Source organism: Mesorhizobium sp. LCM 4577 (assembly GCF_001854795.2).
Lineage (GTDB): Bacteria > Pseudomonadota > Alphaproteobacteria > Rhizobiales > Rhizobiaceae > Mesorhizobium > Mesorhizobium plurifarium.
In genome coordinates, this window is sequence record NZ_MDDU01000005.1 from 45,295 (window position 1) to 69,365 (window position 24,071).

General features: G+C 63.7%; 22 protein-coding genes. 17 read left to right on the forward strand and 5 right to left on the reverse strand.

The window, feature by feature from the left end; genetic code table 11:
* Positions 1-61 precede the first annotated feature (61 nt).
* Positions 62-535, forward strand: coding sequence for a DUF2285 domain-containing protein (locus LCM4577_RS09870; protein WP_244508274.1), 474 nt, complete (start codon positions 62-64; stop codon positions 533-535).
* A gap of 199 nt (positions 536-734) precedes the next feature.
* Here the strand turns inward: LCM4577_RS09870 and LCM4577_RS09875 are convergent, their stop codons facing one another.
* Entirely contained in the window at positions 735-1,565 is an 831-nt protein-coding gene (locus LCM4577_RS09875) for a class I SAM-dependent methyltransferase (protein WP_071070984.1), read from the reverse strand.
* A gap of 129 nt (positions 1,566-1,694) precedes the next feature.
* On the reverse strand, positions 1,695-2,144 hold the full coding sequence (locus LCM4577_RS09880) for a cupin domain-containing protein (RefSeq protein ID WP_071070986.1): 450 nt from the start codon (positions 2,142-2,144) through the stop codon (positions 1,695-1,697).
* A gap of 172 nt (positions 2,145-2,316) precedes the next feature.
* Here LCM4577_RS09880 and LCM4577_RS09885 point away from each other — a divergent pair, with 172 nt between their 5' ends.
* The 11 genes from LCM4577_RS09885 (at position 2,317) to LCM4577_RS09935 (ending at position 13,699) form a co-directional block, all read left to right on the forward strand.
* On the forward strand, positions 2,317-3,420 hold the full coding sequence (locus LCM4577_RS09885) for a LuxR C-terminal-related transcriptional regulator (protein WP_041002466.1): 1,104 nt from the start codon (positions 2,317-2,319) through the stop codon (positions 3,418-3,420).
* 637 nt (positions 3,421-4,057) lie between these two features.
* A complete protein-coding gene (locus LCM4577_RS09890; protein ID WP_041002456.1) occupies positions 4,058-4,384 on the forward strand; it encodes a DUF736 domain-containing protein in 327 nt (108 codons plus the stop codon).
* Positions 4,385-4,681: 297 nt separating this feature from the next.
* Complete coding sequence (locus LCM4577_RS09895) at positions 4,682-4,963, forward strand: AlpA family transcriptional regulator (RefSeq protein WP_041002472.1); 282 nt, start codon at positions 4,682-4,684, stop codon at positions 4,961-4,963.
* A gap of 17 nt (positions 4,964-4,980) precedes the next feature.
* Positions 4,981-6,036: a replication initiator protein A gene (locus tag LCM4577_RS09900; protein WP_071070990.1), complete on the forward strand. Its 1,056-nt coding sequence runs from the start codon at positions 4,981-4,983 to the stop codon at positions 6,034-6,036.
* A complete protein-coding gene (locus tag LCM4577_RS09905) occupies positions 6,033-6,524 on the forward strand; it encodes a DUF2840 domain-containing protein (protein WP_071070992.1) in 492 nt (163 codons plus the stop codon). The genes LCM4577_RS09900 and LCM4577_RS09905 overlap by 4 nt, the downstream gene beginning before the upstream one ends.
* The gene (locus tag LCM4577_RS09910) at positions 6,521-7,066 is read left to right on the forward strand and encodes a S26 family signal peptidase (RefSeq protein WP_071070994.1); all 546 of its coding nucleotides are present in this window, start codon (positions 6,521-6,523) and stop codon (positions 7,064-7,066) included. Before LCM4577_RS09905 ends, LCM4577_RS09910 begins: the two co-directional genes overlap by 4 nt.
* 35 nt (positions 7,067-7,101) lie before the next feature.
* Positions 7,102-7,431: a DUF736 family protein gene (locus LCM4577_RS09915; RefSeq protein ID WP_071070996.1), complete on the forward strand. Its 330-nt coding sequence runs from the start codon at positions 7,102-7,104 to the stop codon at positions 7,429-7,431.
* Complete coding sequence (locus tag LCM4577_RS09920) at positions 7,428-8,204, forward strand: lytic transglycosylase domain-containing protein (protein ID WP_071070998.1); 777 nt, start codon at positions 7,428-7,430, stop codon at positions 8,202-8,204. Before LCM4577_RS09915 ends, LCM4577_RS09920 begins: the two co-directional genes overlap by 4 nt.
* A gap of 919 nt (positions 8,205-9,123) precedes the next feature.
* The gene (locus LCM4577_RS09925) at positions 9,124-10,863 is read left to right on the forward strand and encodes a VirD2 family relaxase/mobilization nuclease (RefSeq protein ID WP_071070999.1); all 1,740 of its coding nucleotides are present in this window, start codon (positions 9,124-9,126) and stop codon (positions 10,861-10,863) included.
* A 407-nt stretch (positions 10,864-11,270) separates the two neighbouring features.
* A complete protein-coding gene (locus LCM4577_RS09930) occupies positions 11,271-13,253 on the forward strand; it encodes a conjugal transfer protein TraG (RefSeq protein ID WP_071071001.1) in 1,983 nt (660 codons plus the stop codon).
* A 5-nt stretch (positions 13,254-13,258) separates the two neighbouring features.
* On the forward strand, positions 13,259-13,699 hold the full coding sequence (locus tag LCM4577_RS09935; RefSeq protein ID WP_041002725.1) for a hypothetical protein: 441 nt from the start codon (positions 13,259-13,261) through the stop codon (positions 13,697-13,699).
* Between the two features lie 89 nt (positions 13,700-13,788).
* Here the strand turns inward: LCM4577_RS09935 and ehuB are convergent, their stop codons facing one another.
* The gene (gene ehuB, locus LCM4577_RS09940) at positions 13,789-14,661 is read right to left on the reverse strand and encodes an ectoine/hydroxyectoine ABC transporter substrate-binding protein EhuB (RefSeq protein ID WP_041005397.1); all 873 of its coding nucleotides are present in this window, start codon (positions 14,659-14,661) and stop codon (positions 13,789-13,791) included.
* A gap of 309 nt (positions 14,662-14,970) precedes the next feature.
* Here ehuB and ligD point away from each other — a divergent pair, with 309 nt between their 5' ends.
* Together ligD and LCM4577_RS09950 are read left to right on the forward strand one after the other, a co-directional pair.
* Positions 14,971-16,740, forward strand: a complete 1,770-nt coding sequence (ligD, locus tag LCM4577_RS09945) for a DNA ligase D (protein WP_041005395.1) — start codon at positions 14,971-14,973, stop codon at positions 16,738-16,740.
* 298 nt (positions 16,741-17,038) lie between these two features.
* Positions 17,039-17,476, forward strand: a complete 438-nt coding sequence (locus LCM4577_RS09950; protein WP_041002490.1) for a hypothetical protein — start codon at positions 17,039-17,041, stop codon at positions 17,474-17,476.
* Positions 17,477-17,554: 78 nt separating this feature from the next.
* On the opposite strand, the gene LCM4577_RS09955 is transcribed toward LCM4577_RS09950, so the two are convergent.
* On the reverse strand, positions 17,555-18,022 hold the full coding sequence (locus tag LCM4577_RS09955) for an Lrp/AsnC family transcriptional regulator (RefSeq protein ID WP_041002492.1): 468 nt from the start codon (positions 18,020-18,022) through the stop codon (positions 17,555-17,557).
* 127 nt (positions 18,023-18,149) lie between these two features.
* Here LCM4577_RS09955 and LCM4577_RS09960 point away from each other — a divergent pair, with 127 nt between their 5' ends.
* The 3 genes from LCM4577_RS09960 to LCM4577_RS09970 all read left to right on the forward strand — a co-directional run bounded on the left by LCM4577_RS09960 (position 18,150) and on the right by LCM4577_RS09970 (position 22,664).
* Positions 18,150-20,531 (forward strand): transketolase, encoded by a 2,382-nt coding sequence (locus LCM4577_RS09960; protein ID WP_071071003.1) that lies wholly within the window; start codon positions 18,150-18,152, stop codon positions 20,529-20,531.
* 121 nt (positions 20,532-20,652) lie between these two features.
* Positions 20,653-21,597 carry a kinase gene (locus tag LCM4577_RS09965; protein WP_071071004.1) on the forward strand — a complete coding sequence of 315 codons (945 nt, stop codon included), beginning with the start codon at positions 20,653-20,655 and terminating at the stop codon, positions 21,595-21,597.
* On the forward strand, positions 21,591-22,664 hold the full coding sequence (locus LCM4577_RS09970) for a PLP-dependent cysteine synthase family protein (RefSeq protein ID WP_041005383.1): 1,074 nt from the start codon (positions 21,591-21,593) through the stop codon (positions 22,662-22,664). The genes LCM4577_RS09965 and LCM4577_RS09970 overlap by 7 nt, the downstream gene beginning before the upstream one ends.
* Here the strand turns inward: LCM4577_RS09970 and LCM4577_RS09975 are convergent.
* Positions 22,659-23,993, reverse strand: a complete 1,335-nt coding sequence (locus LCM4577_RS09975) for a threonine synthase (protein ID WP_244508276.1) — start codon at positions 23,991-23,993, stop codon at positions 22,659-22,661. The two genes, LCM4577_RS09970 and LCM4577_RS09975, sit on opposite strands and share 6 nt — an antisense overlap.
* Between the last annotated feature and the right edge of the window lie 78 nt (positions 23,994-24,071).

Consider the following 24,071-nt stretch of genomic DNA (forward strand, 5'->3'; position numbering starts at 1 on the left):
CGTCTATTGGGCGCCTCAGATCGACCCAGGGGTTGTCAATCTTGTCGAGGTTCCGACCGGTTTGCGCGCGGGGCAGGGCGGTGCATACGACGTTGCGCTGGCCGGGGGCCGGCACGACGAGTTCGGCCTTCATTTGCGCTCTTCGCCAGGCGGAACACAACTGGCCGTTCTAAGCGATGCGCGGCCAGGCGAACCGCTGGCCGCGATTATCCCGCTCGATGAGATGGCGCATGACCGGCTCCTGGCGATCGAGCGGTTCATCCGCTCGATGCACAGGCGACATCTTCCCGACTCCCGCTTGACCGACGCCCAGCGGCGCCGCCTTAGCCACATGCTGCGATGCCTGGATGGCCGCGACCAGAAGGCATCCCACTTCGAAGTCGCGACCGCCTTGTTTGGCCGGCGGCTGGTCAGCGCCGCCGACTGGCACGACTCGGCTTTTCGCTATCAGACGCATCGCTTAGTTCGTGACGGCCTGAAGATGGTCGAGCGCGGCTATCGCCATTTGCTTCGCGCGCGACGGCGTCATTCCTGAAGGGTTCCGACGCCTTGGTTCACTTAACGCGTCTTCTGCAAGCCCATGGTTATGATCGTGAATTGAATGACGTTTTTTGCGCCGCCTTACGGCCGCTGAGGTCAGCTCTGCTGCTCACCCAAGCCGACGGTGCCAGGGCAGGGCTCCTTCGTTGAAGTTCTGACCCGAAGCAGCCAGAGCCAGCGATCGAACTGAGGCATCACCATCTTCGGGCAATGATCTCGACCGGTGCAATCTGGCCCGCTGAAATACTTTCGACCATGTTTCGGACCATCTGCGGCCGCCGCGCTCCCATGAGCGTCTGGATCCCCAGTACTGGCTGCCCTGTGGCCGCCTGGGCGCGCTGCCGCGCGAAATGGTCAAGCGCAACATCGCGCCGCTCGCGTTCCGACAAGACCTCGAACCCTGCCGCGGAAAGCGCGTCGCGGTACTGCTCTGGCGTGGCGATCGCGTTCGCATCTGCCGCACTCGCCCATGGCAGCGGATGAGACAGCTCGCCGGCTCCGGTGCGCATGACGTCGAAGACACCGAACCGGGCACCCGCGCGCAGGACCCGCGCTGCCTCCGAAAATAGTGCGGTTTTGTCGGCAATGTTCATTCCGACGTGCAACATATATGCGGCAGCGAATGATCCATCTGCGAAGGGCAGCGCCAAAGCATCGCCCTGCTGCAACCAGACGCGGTCCTCGAGATGAAGCCAACTGGAGAGGACGGCGCCGGCTTCGACGTAGTCGCGAGTGAGGTCGATGCCGGTCACCTGACAGCCGTAGCGCTCAGCGATCTGTCTGGCCGGGCCACCCAGGCCGCAGCCGATGTCGAGCACTCGATCCCCGGTGGTGAGCGCAAGTTGCCCTGCCAGCTCTCCCGTGGCGGCGCGGCCGCCAATGTGAAACTCGTCCACCGGCGAGAGGTCCTCGGCCGTGACCGTGCTTTCGGTCTTCCCCAAGGCGGCAAGACCATCACGGATATCTGCGATCAGGGTGCCTCGCGCGTAGTGCTCTGCAATCTGTGAACGCGGCGCCGCTTCCATGTCATCGCCCCTTTTTGCCGGCAACTTCGCGGATCATCTCAGCCGACCATCGACATTCCCGAATTCGGTCGGCCCGACGATCATACCAGTCGATCCGGTGAAGCCAAATGCGCGGACACGCCAAGTGCGTTATGGCCCAGCGATCGAGAAGGGTGGCCCGGTAATTTCCATGTCGAACTCGGTCGCAATCGCCTTGATCACCGCGAGGTCGCGCGGAATTTCCAGTCCCTGCGCGGCAACCGTCGGGAAAAAGCTTTCGAGGCCACCTGGGGACAGGATGGCGATCCATCGCGCACGCTCAACGACGACGAAGGTGTGCTCGACGCCAGCGGGAATGTAGAACAATGCCCCGGCGGTACGCTCGGAAATTTCCCCGGCACGCCAGAAGCGCAGCCGCCCTTGGAGAACGATGAAGACTTCGTCGGATTTCGGGTGGCGATGGCGTGGCGGTCCATCGCCCGGACCAGCATCGGATGCAAATGCCCCGAGCTTGCCGCCGGTCTCGCGCGCCGTCAGCAGCGTTTCGTAATGCGTACCATTCCAGTCGGTTTCAGTACCAGGTGCTGCCCGCGTTTGCATCTTTCGCCACATATGGTTGATGTGAAGCTTGATGGTGTCTTAGCTACACGCTGGACTCAGGCGGTTGCCTCGTATGAACATACGAGATGCGGCGGGGAATGGTTGTCAGTGAAGCCGGCTTCCGGCAAACTGCAAGTCCCTTCAGGCGAGGGAGCGGTGAAAGCGGGCACACATGCACGACTTCGACGGCATGGTGGGGCAGATCTACGATGCGGCGGTCGAACCCGGCCGCTGGCCCCAGGTTCTCGAGACGCTGTCCGATTTCCTCGAAGGCGCCGCCACCAAGCTCACGTTCCAGAACACAAGAACGTTGCGCAGCGAAGCGAATTCGGTGCGCATGCCGCCCGAGGCGGACCTCACCTATGCGAGGTACTATTACAAGACCAATGTGTTCCTGCCGCGCATCGCGCGCCTGCACGCCGGTACGCTGATCCCGATCTGGGAGCTCCTGCCGCGCGAGGTCTACCGGCGCTCCGAATTCTACAACGATTTCTGCCGGCCTGGCGACATGTGCCACTCGATCGGAGTCGTGCTGGCGAACGAGGCGGACACGCGCGTCGTGTTCACCTGCGGACGCGCCGAGACGACAGGAGAGTTCGAGCCCGAGCACCTCGACCGGTTGCGCCGTATCGGGCCGCATCTGGTCCGCGCGGCGAGCGTGGGATTGCGCCTCTCGCGTTCGGAAATCGCCAGGAGTGCCAATGTCGAGGCGCTCGACCGCGTCGCCCAAGGCGTGCTGATCGTGGCGGCAAGCGGCGAGATCCTGTTCGCCAACCGGACGGCCGAAGCGCTGCTCACTGAAGCCGACGGAATCAGGACAGAGAAATCGGCGCTGCGCGCAGCCAGGCGCGCGGATGCTACGCAATTTCAACGGTTGATCGTCGCGGCCGCGGAGCGGTCGGATACAGCAGGCGGTGTGATGGCGCTCGCGCGGCCGGCGCCGCGGCGACCGCTGAGCGTGCTGGTGGCACCGCTGAAGGTCGAGCCGACCTGGTTCGTGGTCGGCTGCCCCGCCGCGATCGTGTTCGTGGCCGATCCGGACAGCGCGCCGCGGACCGCGCAGGGCCAGTTGCGCAATCTCTATCGGCTGACCCCGGCCGAGGCGGCCGTGGCAATCGCGATCGCCCGCGGCGAAGGGCTGCAGGCGGCCGCAGACGAGCTCCGCATCAGCCTGACCACCGCGCGCACCCACCTGCAGCACGCATTCGAGAAGACCGAGACACGGCGGCAGGCGGAGCTGGTGCGTCTCATCGCGGCGAGTGTCGTTTACGAGTGACATCTGGAGCGCAGCAAGACTTGCGCAAGCTGGTTGCAAAGCTTTCGACATGGCGAGCCCCCGCGCACCCATGGCAGATCCTCACTTATCCCTCTACGGCCTGCCGGTCCGCTGTCGGCCCAAGTGAGACGTCCGCAACATACGGCCGCTCCAGCGCAAAGGCCGGCATTGGAGAGCGCGTGTCCGGACCAGCTTCGATAGGCTCCAGCAACGGCATCACCAGTCATCACCCGAAGCCGAGGCTGATCCCGTCCGCGATCGCCAGATGGGTCCAGCCTCTGATGCAGCACATGTCAGGCGCGGTAACATCAGCACGGGCGAAACGGCCAACACCATCGCTTTACTCGCAGATGATCCCATCGTCTCCGTCGGCAGTTTCTCAGAGCGCACCAACGACCTCTCGAACGGACTGATCTGGCCGAAGGACGGCTGAAGCCTCGACCGCCTATGCCGCAATGGCGCGTCGCGAGTTTCTTCCCCTGGGCGAAGCCCATTCCTCGCGCAACTCAAGAAACGCGCGCCTGCGCCATCCTCCGCTCTGCTTCGGTCGCAAGCGATGCGGCGGCGGTTGCCTCGGCCTCACGATCGCCATCGAGGCCGCATGGTGCGGGCTCGGAAACGAAAACGGAGATTGAAAATGGCTACCATCGGCACCTTCAAGAAGACCAATGCGAACGAGTTCACCGGCGAGATCGTCACCCTCAGCGTCCAGGCCAAGAGCGTACGCATCGTCCCCGACACCCGGGCCAGCGGCGAGAATGCTCCAAGCCATCGCGTGGTGGTCGGCAAGGCCGAGATCGGCGCCGCCTGGTCCAAGCGCTCCAACGAGGGCCGCGACTATCTCGGGCTCAAGCTGGACGACCCGAGCTTCACCGCTCCGATCTACGCCAACCTCTTCGCCGACGAGGAAGGTGAGGGCCACAGCCTCATCTGGTCACGCCCCAGCCGCCGCAACGGCGAGTGACCTAGAAGACGCCTCGCCCGGCACCGGGCGAGGCGTCTCCTGATGGCGCGAAAGCCTTCCGGGCGCCGGCCTGTCCGAGCGGACTTCCCGTGAGCGGCTGCGCTGCTTGATACGAGATGGTGCGAAGATGGTCGAGCGCCGCTACCGCCGATCGATGCACGCGCTCGCGCCACTCCCGAAGGCCTCTCAGCGGTGCGAAATAGCGCTCCTCGATTGCGCACCTGATCACCGTGCCCTTGCTCCTCCATCCTGGCCATCGATCGCCGTTCAACCGCAACGGCCGGAAGGAGAGACCTCATGAACGCCGACGCAGCGCCACTGCCGCCGCGCTACCTGCGCACTTCTGAAGCCGCGCATTTCCTCAGCCTCTCGGCGCGCACGCTCGAGAAACATCGCACCTACGGGACCGGGCCTGCCTATCGCAAACTTGGCGGCCGCGTCGTCTACGCCGTCGACGACCTCCAGCTCTGGGTCCAGCGCGGCGCGATGACATCGACGTCCGATCCGCATGGCTCGGTGCTTCCCGCAAAGCCTCAAGCCGCCCGCCTGATCCCCTATGCCGGGCGCGAAAGGCGCTGAGTACGCTGATTTCCCCTTTGTCGGCCAGACCACGTCAACCGTTGGAGCGCGAACAGCTCGACCTGTTCCAGGCGCTGCCGGGCGTGGTCGCGCCACGCGATGCGCAGGACCTCATGGCCTATCCCTTCTTCTCCCTCGCAAAAACCAGGCGCATCGCGCCGATCGACTTTCGCGCGGGCGATGTGGCGATCCGTGTCGAAGCGATGCCCGACCACGGCATGGCGACGATCTGGGATGCCGATATCCTGATCTGGGCCGCGAGCCAGATCGTCAGCGCGCGAGACGCCGGGTTGCGCACATCGCGCCTGATGGCCGCGACGCCCTACGAGATGCTTACCTTCATCGGCCGCGGCGTCTCCAAGCGAGACTACATGCGCCTCAAGGCGGCGCTCGATCGCCTGCAGTCGACCAGCGTCGTCACCTCCATCCGCCAACCCGCCGAAGGCCGTCGCCATCGCTTCTCGTGGATCAACGAATGGCAGGAGCGCTCGGGTCGCAACGGTCGCCCGCTTGGCCTCGAACTGATCCTGCCCGACTGGTTCTACCGCGCCGTCATGGACGACGCGCTGATCCTGACCATAGATCGGGCCTATTTCGGGCTGACCGGCGGCCTGGAGCGCTGGCTCTATCGACTGGTGCGCAAGCATGGCGGTCGCCAGCGCGCCGGCTGGCGCTTCGACATCAGCCACCTGCATCGCAAGTCCGGCAGCCTCTCGCCGCTCAAGCGCTTCGCCTTCGAGTTGCGCGACATCGTGCGGCGCCAACCGCTTCCTGGGTACCTTCTGTTGACGGAGGTGGAAGCTGGCGGCCGAGTGTTGCTGGCTTTCGAACCGGCGCCGGGGCCTGTGGACAGCGTCGTGCCATCGGGAACCCGAACTATCGTGCCATCGGGAACCGCATCCTCGTGCTTTCGGGAACCGCCATCGGCTTTAAGGCACGGCCCCGAAACGGGGAATCGCGCTCCTAACTTAGAGTCTAACTCTCAATCTAACAGTCTTGCGGGCAAGCCGCGGACTGGCGGCGGGGAGCAGAAGCGACGGTGCATCGGGCGGCGCGAGGGAGCCGACACATGACGCCGTCTCCCCAATCGGTGCCGGGTGCCGATCTCACCACGGTCGAGCTGATCTGGATCGAGAAGCGGATCGAGCGTCGCATTCGCTTCGGACGCCCTGCTGATCAGACGATCATCGACAAGCGCCGCCGCGTCGTGGGATTTGCGCCAGGCAGTGTTTTTGCCTTCGTGCGCTGGGCGGCGAATGATTTTGGCACCGTCGTTTCGCGCATAGACATCGTGCGCGCCGTCTTGCCCGCTGAAGCTTTTCAGACGATGCCTTACATCCGGCCAGGCGGCGAGATCCTGCTCAAGATCGCAGGTTGGGACAAGGTTGAGCGGGTCCTGCAACTCATCGACGCGATCGAGGCGAGCGGCCTCGATCCGGTTGAGGTCGCACCGGACTATTGGCGTCAGACCCACAACCGACTGATTGCCGGCGGAACGCCGCCTGCCTACTCGCTCGCGCAGCATCGCGCCTTTCTGTTGCGCAAGCGAGCCACCTCATGAGCCGCGCCGCTTGCATGGCCGCGGTGCTTGCGGCTGTCTCCGCAACGGTCGCTCCGGCTTTGGGCAAGATGCCGCCGCTGCTGCTATGGAACGCATCGGCCAGCGCACCAATCGGGCTCTACGCGATCAGGACAATGGCCGTTCCTACGGCTGGCGCGCTCGTTGTCATCAAGTCGCCGGACCCGGTCGCACGCTTCGCCGCCAAGCGTGGCTACCTTCCGCTCGGCGTGCCGATGCTGAAGCACATCGAGGGACTTTCTGGACAGCAAATTTGTCGCCTCGGCCGGCTCGTCACGGTGAACGGGCTTGCCATTGGCGGCGCGCTGGAGCGCGACCGCAAGGGACGCGCGCTGCCTGACTGGCAGGGCTGCCGCACGCTCGCCGCCGCCGAAGTCTTCGTCATGAACCGGCGTGTCCAGGACAGTCTCGACGGGCGCTACTTCGGCCCGTTCCCGGTGAGCTCGATCGTTGGGCGCGCAGTACCGCTTTGGACCGACGAGAAGGGCAATGGCCATTACACCTGGCTTGCTCCCGCGAACTGAAATTCAGCCCAGCCAACAGAGGAAGGAGATAGTCCATGGCCGAAATCGGCGTCTTCAAGGAAACAGAATCCGGTTACGCCGGACGCATTCGAACACTGCTCGTCGATGTCGAACTGATGCTTGTCCCGATCAGGACGTCCAGCGGCAACGCGCCGGATTTTCGCATCCACATCGGCGATGGCAGCGGCCCCGAGGTCGGCGCGGCCTGGAAGGAAACCGGGCAGACGGCTGGTGACTATCTGTCGTGCCGGCTGGAGGATCCAATGTTTGGCCGGCGCTTTCGCGCCGGTCTCTTCCGATCCGACGACGGTTCCTGGTCGCTGCGCTGGATCCGGCCGAAATGGCGGCCGGAGCGCGCTCGATGAGCGGGCCGTCGGCGCCGAACCGTGCGCACGAACGCCGCCCCGTCACCTGGTTGTCTGGTTGGAGGCAAGCACGTCGGCTCGTCGCCGGCATGCTGATTTTCTGCCACGCGATCACGGGAGCCGCCGCACAATCCGCGCCTGTCTCCCGCAAATCCGCCCACGATCCATACGCGGCACATATCGTCGAGGCGTCGCGTCGCTTCCGCGTTCCTCAGCTCTGGATACGCGCGGTCATGCACCTCGAGAGCGCCCGCGACCCGCGCGCCGTGTCGCGAAAGGGCGCGGTGGGTCTGATGCAGATCATGCCCGAAACATGGGCCGAGCTGCGCCTTCGTCACCAACTGGGCCGCGACCCGTTCGATCCGCACGACAACATCCTTGCCGGCGCTGCCTATCTTCGCGAGCTCTATGATCAATACGGTTCACCGGGTTTTCTCGCCGCCTACAATGCGGGGCCGGGGCGCTATGAAGCCTCGTTGAGGGGCCGCCCGCTGCCGGCCGAAACCCGCGCCTATGTCGCGAAGCTTCGCCCTTTGTCGGGCGGCGGTGATGCGACCGGCGCGCTCACCGCCGCCAATAGCAAGGCCACTAGATGGAAGACCGCGCCGCTGTTCACAGCGCGGTCCGGCCACCTGGGCAGTGCCGGTCGTTCGTCCGGTGAACACGCTTCCCTGGGGGTCTCATCGTCACCGTTCGTGCGCGAACTTTTCGCGGCCGGTTCGCAGCCGCGGCAGCTGTTCACTGGGTCCGGCCTGCGGATATCGCAGCGATGACGAAGTCTCCGTCACATCGCGTCCCGGCCTCCCGTTGGACGTCGCCGCCTTTGCTGCGCATGGGACACGGGGCAACAAGTAAGCGTTCGGCCGCTGCACGTCAGGTCCGGCTTGACATGAATCCCGAGTTTGCAGGTTCAAGTAAGCAGACTTTCGACGCTGCTTGTTATTCTCGGGGAGCCTCCGATTTCGCGATTACTGCCTCAGCACGTTTTATCGCGGCACGCAGCTCATCGCTCTGCCATGAATCGGCGGAATGGCCATCGTCGAACGATCGGTCGTGCGTCTCCCGCGCCCGCGACGTCAGCTCACGAAGCGCGGCAATGGCCTCGGCAAGCAGTCTTGTCTCTACTCCGTTTGCGGAAGACTGGGTCATCTGTTTATCCCCATCACGCTGCAACTATGAACCATCCACCGGGGTCGCAACAACATACGACCACCGCCATTGTGAGTTGTCCAATCCTCATCATTCGGCGAGAGCCAGCGCGCGTTTACGTGGGTCTTCGCTGCTCGCCAGATGGTCCATCGACGGATCGAACGTCCTGTTCGAGAGATGGCCTGGTGGCAGAATCCCTGCGCGCTCAGACTGCTGCCGAGCCAGCTATCGACCTGCGACGACCAGTAGGCGCTCTTGGCCTTGGCCCAGGAGCGGCGAGGCGCCATCCGATTGTCCTCCACAAAGCGAAGGAACCCGACATGACGCGAGCATGCACTGCTTCAAATATTTGCAGGGACCAGACGGTTACGGCAACAACCGAGGGACGGCAAGATAAAAGGGCGCACATTGTGCTGCGGTCGGCTCGTTGTATTTGCTGGGTTTTTTACCGCTTCCCGCACATTGCAGCGCCACGGCGCAATGTGCTGAGAACAGGCAAGCCGCTGTATTCGCTGTACTTATGGCAAGGTGAGGGCGTGTGCCGTGTCCGATGAGCACGAGTTCCGTATCCGTCCAGGCCGCATTCGCTCGACGCGAGCCCAATCGTCGCGGCCCTTCATCGCCCAGGCGCTTGCGGCGGCGCAAAAGGCTGGCGGCGGCGTGTCGCGCTCAGGCCGGATCGGGACAGGCAACAGTTCGCGGTTCGGGCGCGGCAGCGCAGCGAGCCTTCAGGCCAATCGATTCCTCACCGGCCGCTCCCGCCTAGCCACGATCAAGACCCGCGTGGTTCGCCATTCAAAACGCGGCGCGCCGCTGGCGAATCACCTCAACTATCTGCGCCGCGAGGGAGTCACACGCGATGATGCGAGAGCCCGCATGTTCGGACCGGAGGTCGACGATGCGTCGACCGCGGATTTCGTCGATCGCTGCAAGGACGACCGACATCATTTCCGCTTCATCGTCTCGCCCGAAGATGCCGGCGAGATGGCCGACCTGAAATCCTTCACCCGTGATCTCATGGGTCGCATGCAGAAGGATCTCGGCACCTCGCTCGATTGGATCGCGGTCGATCATTGGAACACCGACAATCCGCATGTCCACGTCATCCTGCGGGGCCGGGCCGACGACGGCCAAGACCTGGTGATCTCGCGCGACTACATCAGCCGCGGCATGCGCGATCGCGCCAGCGAGCTCGTCACGCAGGAGCTTGGCCCCCGGTCGGAGCTTGAGATCCGCCGGCATGTCGAGCGCCAGGTCGAGGCCGAGCGGTGGACCGGGCTGGACCGCCAGTTGCTCCGCGACGCAGGCGAGAACGGCGTCGTCGATCTCGCGCCACGCGCCGATCGCCAGCCTGACGAATTCATCGCGCCACAGATCGGGCGGGTGCGCAGGCTGGAAACGCTTGGCCTCGCCGAGCAGATAGGCCCTGGCCAATGGATCGTCAGCGAGAGAGCCGAGGCGACGCTGCGCCAGATGGGTGAGCGCGCCGACATCATCAAACGCATGCATCGCGCATTCTCGGCCCGCGACATCGAACGCCCGAGCGCCAGCTATGTGCTGGCCGCAGAGAGCATCGGCGAGAGGATTACCGGCCGTCTGATCGAGCGCGGACTGGATGACGAACTGAGCGGCAGTGCCTATGCGGTCATCGATGGCGTCGACGGCCGCTGTCATCACGTCCGGCTCGCCGATCTCGAGGCGGCGGGCGATGGTGCGCCAGGCGCAATCGTCGAACTGCGCACATTCGAGGACGCTCAGGGTCGGCGGCGGCTGGCGCTTGCCGTGCGCTCCGATCTCGACATCGACAGACAGGTGGTTGCGGAGGGGGCGACCTGGCTCGACCGGCAGGCGCTTGCCCGTACTGCGGCAGCTCTTTCCGATGGCGGCTTCGGCGCCGAGGTGCGCCAGGCGCTCGATCGGCGCGTCGAGCATCTGGTCGGGCTGGGGCTGGCGAAGCGGCAGCCGAGCGGGACCGTCTTTGCCGGCAACTTGATCGACACGCTGCGCCGAAGGGAGCTCGAGGCGCTGGGCGGCAGGATCGCGGCCCAATCCGGCCGCTCGTTCAACCGTGCCGCACCTGGCGAATCCGTGTCCGGTACCTACAGCCAGCGCTTTGCGCTCGCGTCCGGCCGCTTCGCGATGATCGATGATGGCCTCGGGTTCCAGCTCGTGCCCTGGACACCTTCGCTCGAAAGGCACCTGGGCCAGCATGTCAGCGGCAGCACTCGCGGCGACGGCAGTGTCGAATGGAGCTTCGCCCGCAAGCGCGGGCTAGGTCTCTAGCAGCTGAAAGGAAATCCTGCCATGTCGGCCGCGAAAATCCCTTGGGAGCAGATCCTCACGGTTTTCCTGAGCCGTGGCGCTGACGACTTGGACCGCAACACAATCGCGGCATGGAGACTTGGCGTTCGTCCGCATCTCGGGCCGCAGGCTTCGATGGCGCCGGCTTGCCCGTCAACTTATGCATCTGCGCGCGCAGTATAAATGTGCACTATACCCGAACGCGTATAGAAGTTGGATATACGCGATCGCGTATGATATCTGCCGCTCAAACCCGCAATCGAGGAGGCGCTCTTGGACTTCCCGATTCCCTGTCTTTCTTGCCGACGATACGACGCGATGCGATCGGCGTCAGCCGGCGGTTGCATCTCGCAGCCACCTTGGCGAACTCTCGGCACGAGGAGAAGCGAATGTCGGGAACGAAAGTCCTCTGGGGACAGATCGTCGTCGTCCTCCTGATCGTGCTCCTCACGATCTGGGCCTCGACGCAATGGGCGGCCTGGCAGCTTGGCTATCAGGAGCGGCTCGGAACGCCTTGGTTCGTCATTGGCGGCATGCCGGTCTACTATCCGCCCGCCATCTTCTGGTGGTGGTATTTCTACGACGCCTACGCACCAGCCATCTTCGCGCGCGGCGGTCTGATTGCCGCCTCGGGCGGCTTGATCGCGATCGCCGTAGCAATCGGCATGTCGCTGTGGCGTGCCCGCGAGGCTAGGGAGGTCGCGACCTATGGCTCCGCGCGCTGGGCCGAAAGAAGCGAGGTGCAGGCGGCAGGCCTGCTCGCCCCCGACGGCGTGGTGCTGGGGCGCTATGGAACTCACTATCTGCGGCACGATGGACCGGAGCATGTGCTTTGCTTTGCGCCGACGCGTTCGGGAAAGGGTGTCGGGCTTGTTGTGCCGTCGCTGCTGACTTGGCCGGGCTCCGCGATCGTTCATGACATCAAGGGCGAGAACTGGGGTCTGACCGCAGGCTTCCGCGCTCGCCACGGCCGGGTGCTGCTGTTTGATCCGACCAATGCAAGATCGGATGCATACAATCCCTTGCTCGAGGTTCGCCGCGGTGAATGGGAAGTCCGCGATGTGCAAAACATCGCCGACATCCTGGTCGACCCCGAAGGCTCGCTTGAACGGCGCAGCCATTGGGAAAAGACGAGCCACGCGCTGCTGGTCGGCGCGATCCTGCATGTGCTCTATGCCGGACCGGACAAGACGCTCGCCGGCGTAGCCGCCTTCCTGTCCGATCCCAAGCGGCCGATCGAATCGACCTTGGCCGCGATGATGACGACGCCGCATCTGGGGGAGGGCGGTTCGCACCCGGTCATCGCCAGCGCCGCCCGTGAGTTGTTGAACAAGTCCGACAACGAACGCTCGGGCGTGCTCTCGACCGCGATGTCCTTCCTTGGCCTCTATCGCGATCCGGTGGTGGCGGAGGTGACGCGCGCATGCGGCTGGCGCATCGCCGACCTGGTCGCCGGTCCTCGTCCGGCGACGCTCTATCTCGTCGTGCCGCCCTCCGACATCAGCCGCACCAAGCCGCTGATCCGTCTCATCCTCAACCAGATCGGCCGCCGTCTGACCGAGGATCTGCAGGCCAGGACGGATCGCCATCGATTGCTCCTGATGCTGGACGAGTTCCCGGCGCTGGGACGCCTCGACTTCTTCGAATCCGCGCTCGCTTTCATGGCCGGCTATGGCTTGAAAAGCTTCCTGATCGCGCAGTCGCTCAACCAGATCGAGAAGGCCTACGGCCCGAACAATTCCATTCTGGACAACTGTCATGTACGGGTCAGCTTCGCGACCAATGACGAGCGCACCGCCAAACGCGTCTCCGATGCCCTGGGCACAGCGACCGAGCTGAAGGCGATGAAGAACTATGCCGGTCACCGCCTCTCGCCCTGGCTCGGTCATCTCATGGTGTCGCGCTCGGAGACGGCGCGACCGTTGCTGACGCCCGGCGAGATCATGCAACTGCCGGCCGGCGACGAGATCGTCATGCTGGCGGGCACGCCGCCTATCCGGGCGAAGAAGGCGCGCTATTTCGAAGACCCGCGGTTGCGGGAGCGCGTCATGCCGCCACCGGCTGTCGCGGCTCGAGCCGAGGCGGAGCCTGACGATTGGACGGCGCTTCCGTTGCCGGCTCCGCCGCCGGGGATGGCAGCCGCAACTGCCCTGGCGAAAGTCCCGGACGCGTCGACCGAGTCCGAATTGCGACGTCAGCCGGAGCTCGATCCTCTTCTCCCGGCTGCCGAGCTGCCGCCCGTGAACGAATTCGAGCTCGAAGCGCCTGATGAGACGGATGATCTCGCTGCGAAGAGCAGCCGGATGGCTCGCCTTGTTCGGGGCGTGGCACGTCAGATCGCGCTCGACCCGAACGACGGCATGGAGCTGTGAAGGTCATGACAGCAAGAAAGAAGAAGGTCCAAATTTCTGTCTATCTCGATCCTGCCGTGATGGCCTTGCTGGTTGATTATGCCGCCCGGCGCGATCGCCCGCAGTCGCTCATTGCTGAGGCGGCGATCGCCTCGTTCCTCTCTCCGGATGCAGACGCGCAACGCGAGGCGGCGATCTCCAAACGTCTCGACCGGATCGATCGCCGGATTGCACGCTTGGAGCGCGACGTCGGCATCTCGGTTGAAACCCACGCGGTCTTCATCCGCTTCTGGCTTGCCACCACTCCGGCCTTGCCTGAGCCGCTGGCCCAGGCGGCGCGCGCCAAGGCAAGCGAGCGTTATGACGCCTTCGTTTCCGCGCTTGGCAGGCGGCTGGCGAATGGGCCGAGCTTGCGGCAGGAGATCCCCGAGGACGTCGTGCCATCCGGCGATCCCGAGCGACAGTGATATGAGGGTCTGCGGGCGAAGGCGCCGCCCGGGCCGCGCGGCGCCGTTAGGTCCTGCGATTGCTGGGCGTCTTCCCGTTGCCGAACCGGTCAGTTGGGAGCTCCGCACAACTGTGAGGTCGTCAATCCTGGCGGCACGTTTTCCGTGGGACCAAATCCGTACCTCGCCATGATCGTGGCAATCGTGCCGTTCGACATGACCTTGGCCAGCCCCTGATTGTAAAGGTCGCGCAGGTCGCCATCATCCTTCCTGAACGCGATCGCGACGTAGCTGATCGACTTCTCGTCGGTCGTGAATGGGTTGGCGCGCTCCAGATCGGGGCTCTTTTTGCCGGCCAGCAGCCCGATCGCAGTCGGCGAAGAAAATACAGCGGCGTCGATGCGGCCGGCACGTAGTGCCGCGATGTTGGTCTCGATGTCGGGAAACTGCAGGATGCGATCCTGAGGGACGCCCTCGGCGATGGCGTTCTGGATGACGTTGCTGCCGCGGCCGCCACCCATGATGGTGTCGGATTTCTTGGCAAGATCCGCATAGCCATGGATCGCCTTGGGGTTGCCGGCGAGAACGATCGCCGCGTCGTCCTGCCTCAGGTCGGGAGCGCCGAAGGCGACCTGCTGGCACCGCGGCGGCGTTATCGACAAGCCGGACGCCACGGCGTCGAAACGCCCGGCCATCAAGCCAGGAATCAACGCGCCGAACTCGGTGACCTGGAAGTCGATCTGCTTGACGCCGAGGTCGGCGAACGCCGCTCTAAGCAGGTCCGGGTGCCAGCCGAGCAACTCGCCGGTTTCCTCCTTCTTGTAGCCCCATGGCGCGCGGTTGTGGATGCCGATCACGATCCGGCCCTCTCTCAAGACGCGTTCCTTTGTCGTTTCCGCCGTGGCCGGCAGCACAGATCCGACAATCGCGGCATAGGCGATGCAGGCGAGGCCAATGGCGGCCGATCGGGCTCGAAATTTCATCGTGCAGTCCTCCCGTGAGATTGAGTTGCGCGCAGGGACCCCGGCCCCAGCCCTTCAACGCTACGTTGAGGCCTGCTCTTGCGTCAATATATATATACAAAATATGTACAAAATATTGCGGCAACGAGAAATGGCTCACCGCTGGAGTGACCGTTAAGCGAACGGCGCACGATCATCGCCTCAAAGTCCAAGAACTTCAGAGGCAGCAGCCGACCGCGTCGGCGGCCGGCAACCATATTCAATTTTGCTAAAATCTTCGGAACCGATTGCTCCGGCCCGGTTTGAATCCCGGTCCAGGAGTTCGAGTGCATGCGTAAATCGACCGGTCACCTCGCCTTCATCGAATTCCAATCACCGACGCTGGTCGAGAACGCTCCTGCCGACGCGGACTGGCTGCACGAAATCAAATACGATGGCTACCGGACCGAGCTTATCGTTGAAGGTGGTGCGGCACGTGCCTTCACGCGTCGCGGCTATGACTGGTCGCATCGGTACAAACGGATCGTCCAGACGGCGGCGAACCTGCCGGTCCGATCCGCTATCCTCGATGGCGAAGCGGTCGTCCTCGGCAAGACTGGCTTACCGGATTTCCAAGCTCTCGAGCGGGAGCTGGGAAACCCGAACTCGCCGAAGCTCATGTTCTTCGCGTTCGATCTTCTGCACCTCAACGGCCGCGACCTTCGACAGCAGCCGCTAATTGAGCGCAAAGCCGCTCTGCACGGGCTGCTGCAGGAAACGGCTCCAACACTCACCTATGCCGAACACCTGGAAATCAGCGGCAAGGACGTGTTCGACCATGCCTGCCGCATGGGCCTGGAGGGTGTGGTCTCAAAGCGGGCTGATTCTCCCTACCGCTCCGGTGTCCAAACGAGCTGGCTCAAGGTCAAGTGCGTCAAGAGCGACACGTTCCCGATTGTCGCTTTCGTCGAAAAGCTTGGCGCGCGGCCACGCCGCATTGCTTCGCTCTATATCGGCAGGTGGCAGGGCGAGCGGCTGCTCTATGCTGGAAAAGCGCAAAGCGGCTATACGCTGGAGGAAGCCCGGCGGGTTCGCGAGCGGCTTGATCCGCTCATCATCAGCAAATCACCTCTCTCGGAGCCGATCAAAAAGCCCAAGGCAACGTGGGTCCGGCCGGAGGTGCTGGCGGAGGTGCAGTTCAGTGGCGTGACGGACCGGGGCATCTTGCGCGAGGCCGTGTTCAAGGGATTACGCGAGGATCTCCAGGTGATCCCGGCGAAGCCGCCGTCGCCCTCCAAGCGCAGGTTGGAGGGCCAGCATGGCGTTCCTCGCGAGAACATTCTCCAGCTGCTACCCGATGCTGTTGCACCTTCCAGGGAACAGCTTGTGGACTACTGGCGGCGGGTGGCCGACCGGGCGCTGATCCATTTGGGACGAAGGCCACTGAAGCTGGTACGTCATGCGCACGGGGCCACCTTCTATCACAAGGGACCGCTGCCTCTGATACCAGGACCGGTGCACCAGCTACGCGTTCAGAAGCGCGAGGGCGGCGAAGGTGTTCGGGTTTGGGTAGACGATCTCGACGGGCTGCTTGGGTTGGTCGAAATGGACGCTGTCGAGCTGCACCCTTGGAACGCTACGGTTGACGACATCGAGCATGCCGACCAGCTCGTGCTCGATCTCGATCCTGGCGAAGGCGTGCCATGGGATGCGGTGATCGAGGCGGCGCTGTCGCTACGTGACATCATGGAAGCGGCTGGTTTGCGGAGCTGGCCGAAGGTCACCGGGGGCAAAGGCATTCACCTGACGGCTCCGCTGGCTTCGGGTGTGACCCACGACAAGGCGCGGCAAATGGCCAAATCGCTCGCCCAGTGCCTCATCGATGCCAAGCCGGACCGTTACCTCTTGTCAGCCAATCCAGCAGCCCGACGGGGTCGCATCTTCCTCGACTATCTTCGCAACGGGCGCGGCAATACTGCAGTCGGTACGTTTTCGCCACGAGCGCGGCCCGGCTTTCCTATTGCCCATCCTGTCACATGGACGCAGATCGAGCGGGGAATCCAGCCGGACGCTTTCACCATCGATCACCCGTTCAGGGCTGCTGTTCGAAAGGTAGCGTAGTGCTTAACGTGTCGCGCTCGCTCACCTTCCCTGGACACCAAGGCGAGTAGCCACGCGGCCTAATGACGTTGACGATCTCCGCCACTTCGATGCCGATCACGTGCGCTTGCGAAAAGCCATCAGAACTGACGGTCCAGCCACGCACCCGGTAAGCGAGCCCGCAGAGCGCATCAGTTATGCGGGCCAAAGCACCAATCTCGTCCAGGCGCAACATCCGAGGATCGTGTGCGTTCTTAGATTGGAGAGCTGCGGCCGATCTGCCGTACTTCATGCGATGACAGGTCGGAGGCGGCCGGAAATGTCCAAGTTCAAAGAGGCCCTTGAGCGGGGCAAGAAAGCTCACCGTCGGCAGGACGAGAGCGCGGATGGGCATACTCCAAAGGTGGACTTTGGCACCCAAGCCAGAGCTTGGCTAACGGAGGTCGTCGTCGCGTCATTGGAAGCGGCCAAGGCAGACGTGGCGGGAGAGGTGATCATCGATATAGAACCCATCCCACGCCCCGAGGATAGCGCCGTTGCGCCATCTGTTGAATTCCGAATCTACGGGAATGGAGCGGTGGAGAAAAACCACGCAAGGGCCTTCAAGGTCAGCGTTTCGATAAGTGGGGAGGCGTCGGTTTCTGCGCCCGGCATGGTTGCGGAAGATATAGGAAACATTGGGGACAAGTCTGACCAACGATTCCGCCAGTTACTGGCGAGATTGATCGAGGATGCGGCCAGGGACCGCCGATCATGAGGCGCATCCGCCCTCGATCAGCGCAAGGTCACGCAGACCGGCTGCAGCCGCGATGGCCGTCGCGGAACAATCGCTCGATCAGATTGGCAGCACTTCCGAGCGCTTGACCTGACCCAGGGCGAAACTGCTTTCGATCGAAGCGATGTTGTCCAGCCGCGTCAGCTTGTCCTTGATGAACCGCTCATAAGCTTCAAGGTCGCGCACCACGATGCGCATCAGGTAGTCGCGCTGGCCGGTCATCAGATAACAGTCGACCACCTCCGGCCAGCGCAGCACGGCTTGCGAGAACCGGTCGAGATCGTCCTCGCGCTGCCGTTCAAGCTTGATCGACGCGAAGGCGCTGATCGGCAGGCCGAGCTTCTTCTGGTCGACCACCACGGTGTAGCCCTTGATGACGCCGGCGTTCTCCAGGAGCCTGACGCGCCGGGCGCAAGGCGAGGGCGAAAGACCGACGGCTTCGGCGAGGTCGTTCGAAGTCGCCTTGGCGTTCTTCTGCAGCGCAGCGATGATCTTCAGGTCGATTGCGTCAAGCGCCGGATTTGGCATGTTTCCCTCATCGATGGCTCCCAATTGGCTGGATCAGCCAATATCATCGATCGCTTTGCGCAAGAATAGCCACATTTGGAAGATCGACGCAGGTATCGTTGAGGCGAGATTTCACAGGAGCCCGACGATGACGATCCTTTCCGAGCTTGAGCGCAAGGTCCTCTGGCTGGCCGTCTGGATGATCCATCACGCCAATCATCTTCGCGAGTCGGCGGACGGCCTCAAGGTCGGCGGCCACCAGGCGTCGTCGGCGTCCGCCTCGACCTTGATGACGGCGCTCTATTTCAAGATCCTGAGGCCGCAGGACCGCGTCGCCGTCAAGCCGCATGCCAGCCCGGTCTTCCATGCCATCCAGTATTTGTTCGGCAAGCAAACGCTTCAGCAGCTGCAGAATTTTCGTGCCTATCGCGGGGCGCAGTCCTATCCGTCCCGGACCAAGGATATCGACGATGTCGATTTCTCGACCGGGTCGGTTGGACTGGGCGTCGCGCAGACCCTGTTCTCCTCTCTGGTCCAGGACTATGTCAGGGCAAAAGGCTGGAACACCGACCAGCCGGAAGGCCGGATGGTCGCTCTGCTCGGCGACGCCGAAATGGATGAAGGCAATATCTTCGAGGCCCTTCTCGAGGGCTGGAAGCACGGCCTGCGCAACACCTGGTGGGTCGTCGACTACAACAGGCAGAGCCTCGACGCGGTGGTGCGCGAAGGCCTGTGGCAGCGTTTCGAAACCATCTTTCGCAACTTCGACTGGGATGTGGTGATCCTCAAACACGGCAAATTGCAGCAGGCCGCCTTCGAGGAGGAGGGGGGCGAGAAGCTGCGGGCATGGATCGATGCATGCCCCAATCAGCTCTATTCCGCGCTGACCTTCCAGGGCGGCGCTGCATGGCGCAGGCGCCTGCTGGACGATCTGGGCGATCAGGGACCGGTCAGCCGTCTCATCGAGAAGCGCAGCGACGAAGAGCTTGCCGCATTGATGGCAAATCTCGGCGGCCACGATCTCGAGAGCATCATCGATGCCTTCGAGGAAGCGCGCGGGCATGATCGCCCGACCTGCTTCATCGCCTATACGATCAAGGGTTTCGGCCTGCCGCTCGCCGGCCACAAGGACAACCACGCCGGATTGATGACACCGGCGCAAGTCGACGCGCTCCGGCAAGGCATGGGTGTCCGCGAGGGGCGCGAATGGGACATGTTCGAGGGGCTCGCCTATGACGAGGCTGCGATACGATCTTTCCTTGCGTCCTCGCCTTTCGCACAGGCAGCCCCGCGTCGTCACAAAGCCCCTGCCATTCCGGTGCCGGCGCGCATCGGCTTCGCCGCTCAGCCGTTCATGTCCACACAACAAGGCTTCGGGCTTTTGATGCATGAGATCGCAAAGTCGGACAGCGATTTTGCCAGCCGTGTCGTCACGACATCACCCGACGTGACTGTCTCGACCAATCTCGGCGCCTGGGTAAACAGGCGGGGTCTGTTCGCCCGCGGCGATCAGGCGGACATTTTCCGCGAGGAGCGCATCCCCTCCACCTTCAACTGGACGTTTGCGGCGTCCGGACAGCATATCGAACTGGGCATCTCCGAGATGAACCTTTTCACGATGCTTTCCGCGCTCGGCCTGTCACACTCGCTTCACGGCGAGCGCCTGCTTCCGGTCGGCACGCTCTACGATCCCTTCATCGAGCGCGGCCTCGATGCGCTCAACTATGCCTGTTACCAGGACGCCCGCTTTATTCTGGCCGCGACGCCCTCCGGCGTGACGCTGGCTCCCGAAGGCGGAGCGCATCAGTCGATCGCCACGCCGCTGATCGGCATGGCGCGGGACGGTCTGGCGACGTTCGAGCCGGCCTATGTCGATGAACTGGCAGTCATCCTGCGTTGGGCATTCGACTATCTGCAGCGCACCGGCGAAGCCGAGCCTGACGACCATAGCTGGCTGCGCGATCAGACCGGAGGTTCGGTCTACTTGAGGCTCTCGACGCGCTCGATCGAGCAGCCGGCACGCCCGATGGAAAGCAAGCTGGCGCGCGACATCGTCGATGGCGCCTACTGGCTGCGCGAGCCCGGGCCGAACGCCGAACTGGTGATAGCTTACTCCGGAGCAGTCGCGCCCGAAGCGGTACAGGCGGTGGGCTTGATGGCCGGCGATCGCCGCGACATCGGGCTTCTGGCCGTGACCTCGGCCGATCGGCTGAACGCCGGCTGGTCAGCCGCGGCCCGGGCGCGCCAGTACGGCCATCCGCGCGCCTCAAGTCATGTCGAGCGGCTTCTGGCCGGTCTTCCGGCTTCCTGTGCCATGGTGACGGTGCTGGACGGGCACCCCGCGACGCTCGCCTGGCTGGGGTCGGTCCGTGGCCACCGCACGCGCGCTTTGGGGGTCGAGCATTTTGGCCAGACCGGCACGATCGCGGATCTCTACCGGCATTACGCGATCGATGCCGAGGGTATCATGGCTGCGGCGCAATCGATTTCGGTTGGCCGGCCGCTGAGGCATCTCGGCTCCGCTGCCTGACGATGGATCGTGCGCCTCCCGGCTGGCTCGTTCGACAGCAAGCCGTCAATACCGGAATTCCTTGAGAGCGGGTGTCAGCCGTCACCGCCATCCTCCTCCGCTGCGACAACGCGTGGGGGAGATGAAAATGGCTGGCGCCGGCGACCTTGTGAGCCGTGAAACGCCGCGGCCTTCGACCGGAAGGGGAGCGGCTATTGGGCATCACGGCGAACTCATCCAGGGCGTCTTCAAGGACGATGGCGGGCGCCTTCATCGCGGGCTCGTCACGCTGCCGATTGCCGGTTTGAGGTCCGAGGCGATCTTTGCCAGGAGCGACGAAGATGCAGTCATTGTCCACCCGGATCACAAGATCAAGGCGTCGGCAGCCGCGCGGCTCACGCTCGATTTCTTGAATGCGACCGGTGGTGGCGTGTTGACGCTGCAAAGTTCGATTCCCGTGGGGCACGGCTACGGCTCGTCGACCGCGGACGTCGTCGCTTCCATTCGCGCGGTTGCCGCGGCCCTCAAGGTGCAGCTGCGGTCCTCGACCATCGGCCGTCTCGCCGTAGCCGCCGAGCGCGCCAGCGACGCGATCGCATTCGATGAGCATGCGGTCCTGTTCGCGCAACGCGAGGGCCGGGTGATCGAGAATTTCGGCGGCTCGCTGCCGCCGCTGCTACTGGTCGGGTTCAAGGCGAATGGCGGTGTCCCGGTCGACACATTGCAGCTGCCGCCGGCGCGCTACGACAGTGCCGAAATCCAGGAATTCGGCGTGCTTCGGGCGCTGGTGGCGCGGGCGATTTCCCTTCAGGATCCCAATCTCCTTGGACGTGCCGCCTCGGCCAGTGCCTTGATCAGTCAACGCCACTTGCCGAAACAGGGTTTCGACGAGATCGCTGAAATCGCCAGGCGGGCCGGGGCGTGCGGCGTGCAAGTCGCCCATAGCGGGTCGTTGTTTGGTCTCATCTTCGATCTTTTCGCATCGAATCTGAAGCGACGGGCAGCTCTGGTCGCACAACAGATTAGACGCGCCGGCTTCAAGGACGTCGAGGTCCATCTGGTCAATGCGGAGGGCTGGACATGGTGACCCTCGCCGTCGACTATTTCAGGGACCTCGAAACTCCACGCCTGGCTCGCCTGGCGCCAAATTTGGTCGCGGCGGCTTTTCCGCTGATGAAGCTGATGCCGGCTCGCTACATTCTCGATCGGGCAGCGTCGAATGGCGAACTGAAGCCAGGCTCCCACATCGTCGAAACGACATCCGGCACGTTCGGCATGGCGGTGGCGCTGCTGGCGGCGGCGCGTGGCTATCGCCTTACCCTCGTCACCGCTTCGACGCTTATCGACGCCAAATACAAAGCCCGGCTGGAGCGCATCGGCGCCACGGTCATCGCGCTTGACGATCCGCGCGGCGACGGCAACCAGCCTGGCCGGCTTGAGCGCCTGCAGGAAATCCTCGCCAAGGAGCCGGACGGCTTCTGGACCCGCCAATATGACAGTCCGGGGAACTGGCTTGCCTATGCGCGGCTGGCTGAACTTTTCATTCGGGCGATGGGAAAGGTCGATTGTCTGGTCGGCTGCATAGGGACCGGCGGTTCGTTATGCGGCACGGCCTCCTTTCTGCGAACGGTCTTTCCCCACCTGACGGTGTTTGCCGTCGATACCCATTGCAGCATTCTGTTCGGGCAGCCCGTCGGCAAACGCATGCTGCGGGGCCTGGGCAACAGCGTTCTGCCGAAAAACGTCAGGCATGAGCTTGTCGACGAGATCCATTGGGTCGGCGCCTATCCGGCGTATCTGAGCGCGCACCGTTTGCTGCGCGAGCACGGTATCTTCATGGGTCCGACCAGCGGCGCCGCCGCGTTGGTGGCGCGTTGGGTTGCAGAGACCCTTCCGGACGCACAGGTCGCGGTCATCATGCCTGACGAAGGCCATCGCCATGCCGAGACCGTCTACAATGACGACTGGCTTGCAACCCTGCCTGGCTGGCCCTGCAAGGAACCGTCGGAGCCGAGGACGCTGACGACAATCGCACCGGCCGCGGAGACGCAATGGACGCGATTTCTTTGGATGCGGCGCAGTCTCGACGATGTGCTCAAAACCCAGGCAGCAACTGTGGTGCCATCGGCTATTGGTGCGGCGGAGAATCTATGAGACGAGATCCGGCCCGCTTTTGTCGAGCCAGCGCCAGGCGTCTTGCGTCGTCTGGAAGATCTCGCCGTGTTCGTTCGATCGGGTGGACCTATCGAGGTCCTTGAGACCGCTTGCGGTGACGACGGCCACGACGCGGTCTGTGGCCGCGATAGCCCCTTGATCCTTTAACATCGATATGGCGATCAGCGGCGTAACCGATGCCAGTTCGGCAAAGATTCCTTCGTCACGCGCAAGGCGTTCCTGCATCGCGACAAGGCCGTGATTGTCGACGGGGACGGCGTGCCCGCCGGATTCGCGCAGAGCCTTCAAAGCCTGGAACGTGCTGCGCGGCGTGCCTATTGATACCGCAAGGCTGTCGAAAAGCAGCTTGCGTTCACTCAAGGCATCGGCGCCGCTGGCAAGCGCGTCCGCCAACGACCCGTGCACCTCCGCGGCGACGAGACGGGGCAGCTGGGTGATTGCCCCTTGCGCATGCAATTCGCAAAAGCCAGCCCACACGCCGGACAATGCATCGCCATAGCAGACCGGAAGGACGCACCAGTCCGGCGCCTTGCCATCCGACTGCTCGACGATCTCGTAGGCGATCGTCTTGTAGCCTTCGATGCCAAGCGGATGGCTGCCGACCACCGGACCGTGATAGGGCGAGGCGATGAACCAGTCATAGCGGGCAGCCGCTTGTTCCAGCAGCGACCATCGGTCCATCTTGTTGACCAGGGGCAGCACCGTTGCGCCATATTTTCGGATCTGCGCCAGCATCGCGCCGGCTGACCCGGCGAAAGTAGTGACAACACACTTCAACCCGGCTCTGGAAGCGTAGGCCGCCAGGGAAGCGCCGGCGTTGCCAGAGGAGGCGGTCGCGACGACCTTCGCGCCACGGGCGCGCGCCACGCTGACAGCGACGGTCGAGAAGCGATCCTTATGCGACCAGGTCGGGTTTCGACCTTCGTCCTTGATTGCGAGATTGGGCACGCCGAGAACCGCGCCGATGCGCGGCGCCGCGATTAGGGGCGTCAAACCCTCGCCAAGGCTCACTGCATCCGCGGCATTGCAAGGCAGCATAGGCGCAAAACGCCACAATGAGCGCGAGGGCGTGGCGCCCTCCAGGGGATGAGCAGGATCCGCATAAACCGGCCGAAGATTTGCTGGTGCGGTCGCCTGACACCGTGCGCACCCTTTGGAGTCGATGCTGATATCGGCGGGGTAGGAGGCACCGCAACGGATGCAGACGAATTCCAGGACCCGGCTCTTGTCCGTTCGGGGTCGGCTGATCTCGCCTGAGGCATGCACGGATATGTCGTGCGCGAGGTCGCGAAACGGCCGGCTCGGCATGGCTATTCCTGTGTCAGGAAACGATGAATTCGCCGGTTGTTTCAAACAGCCCGCGGCACCGCTGTCAATGCGGAATGT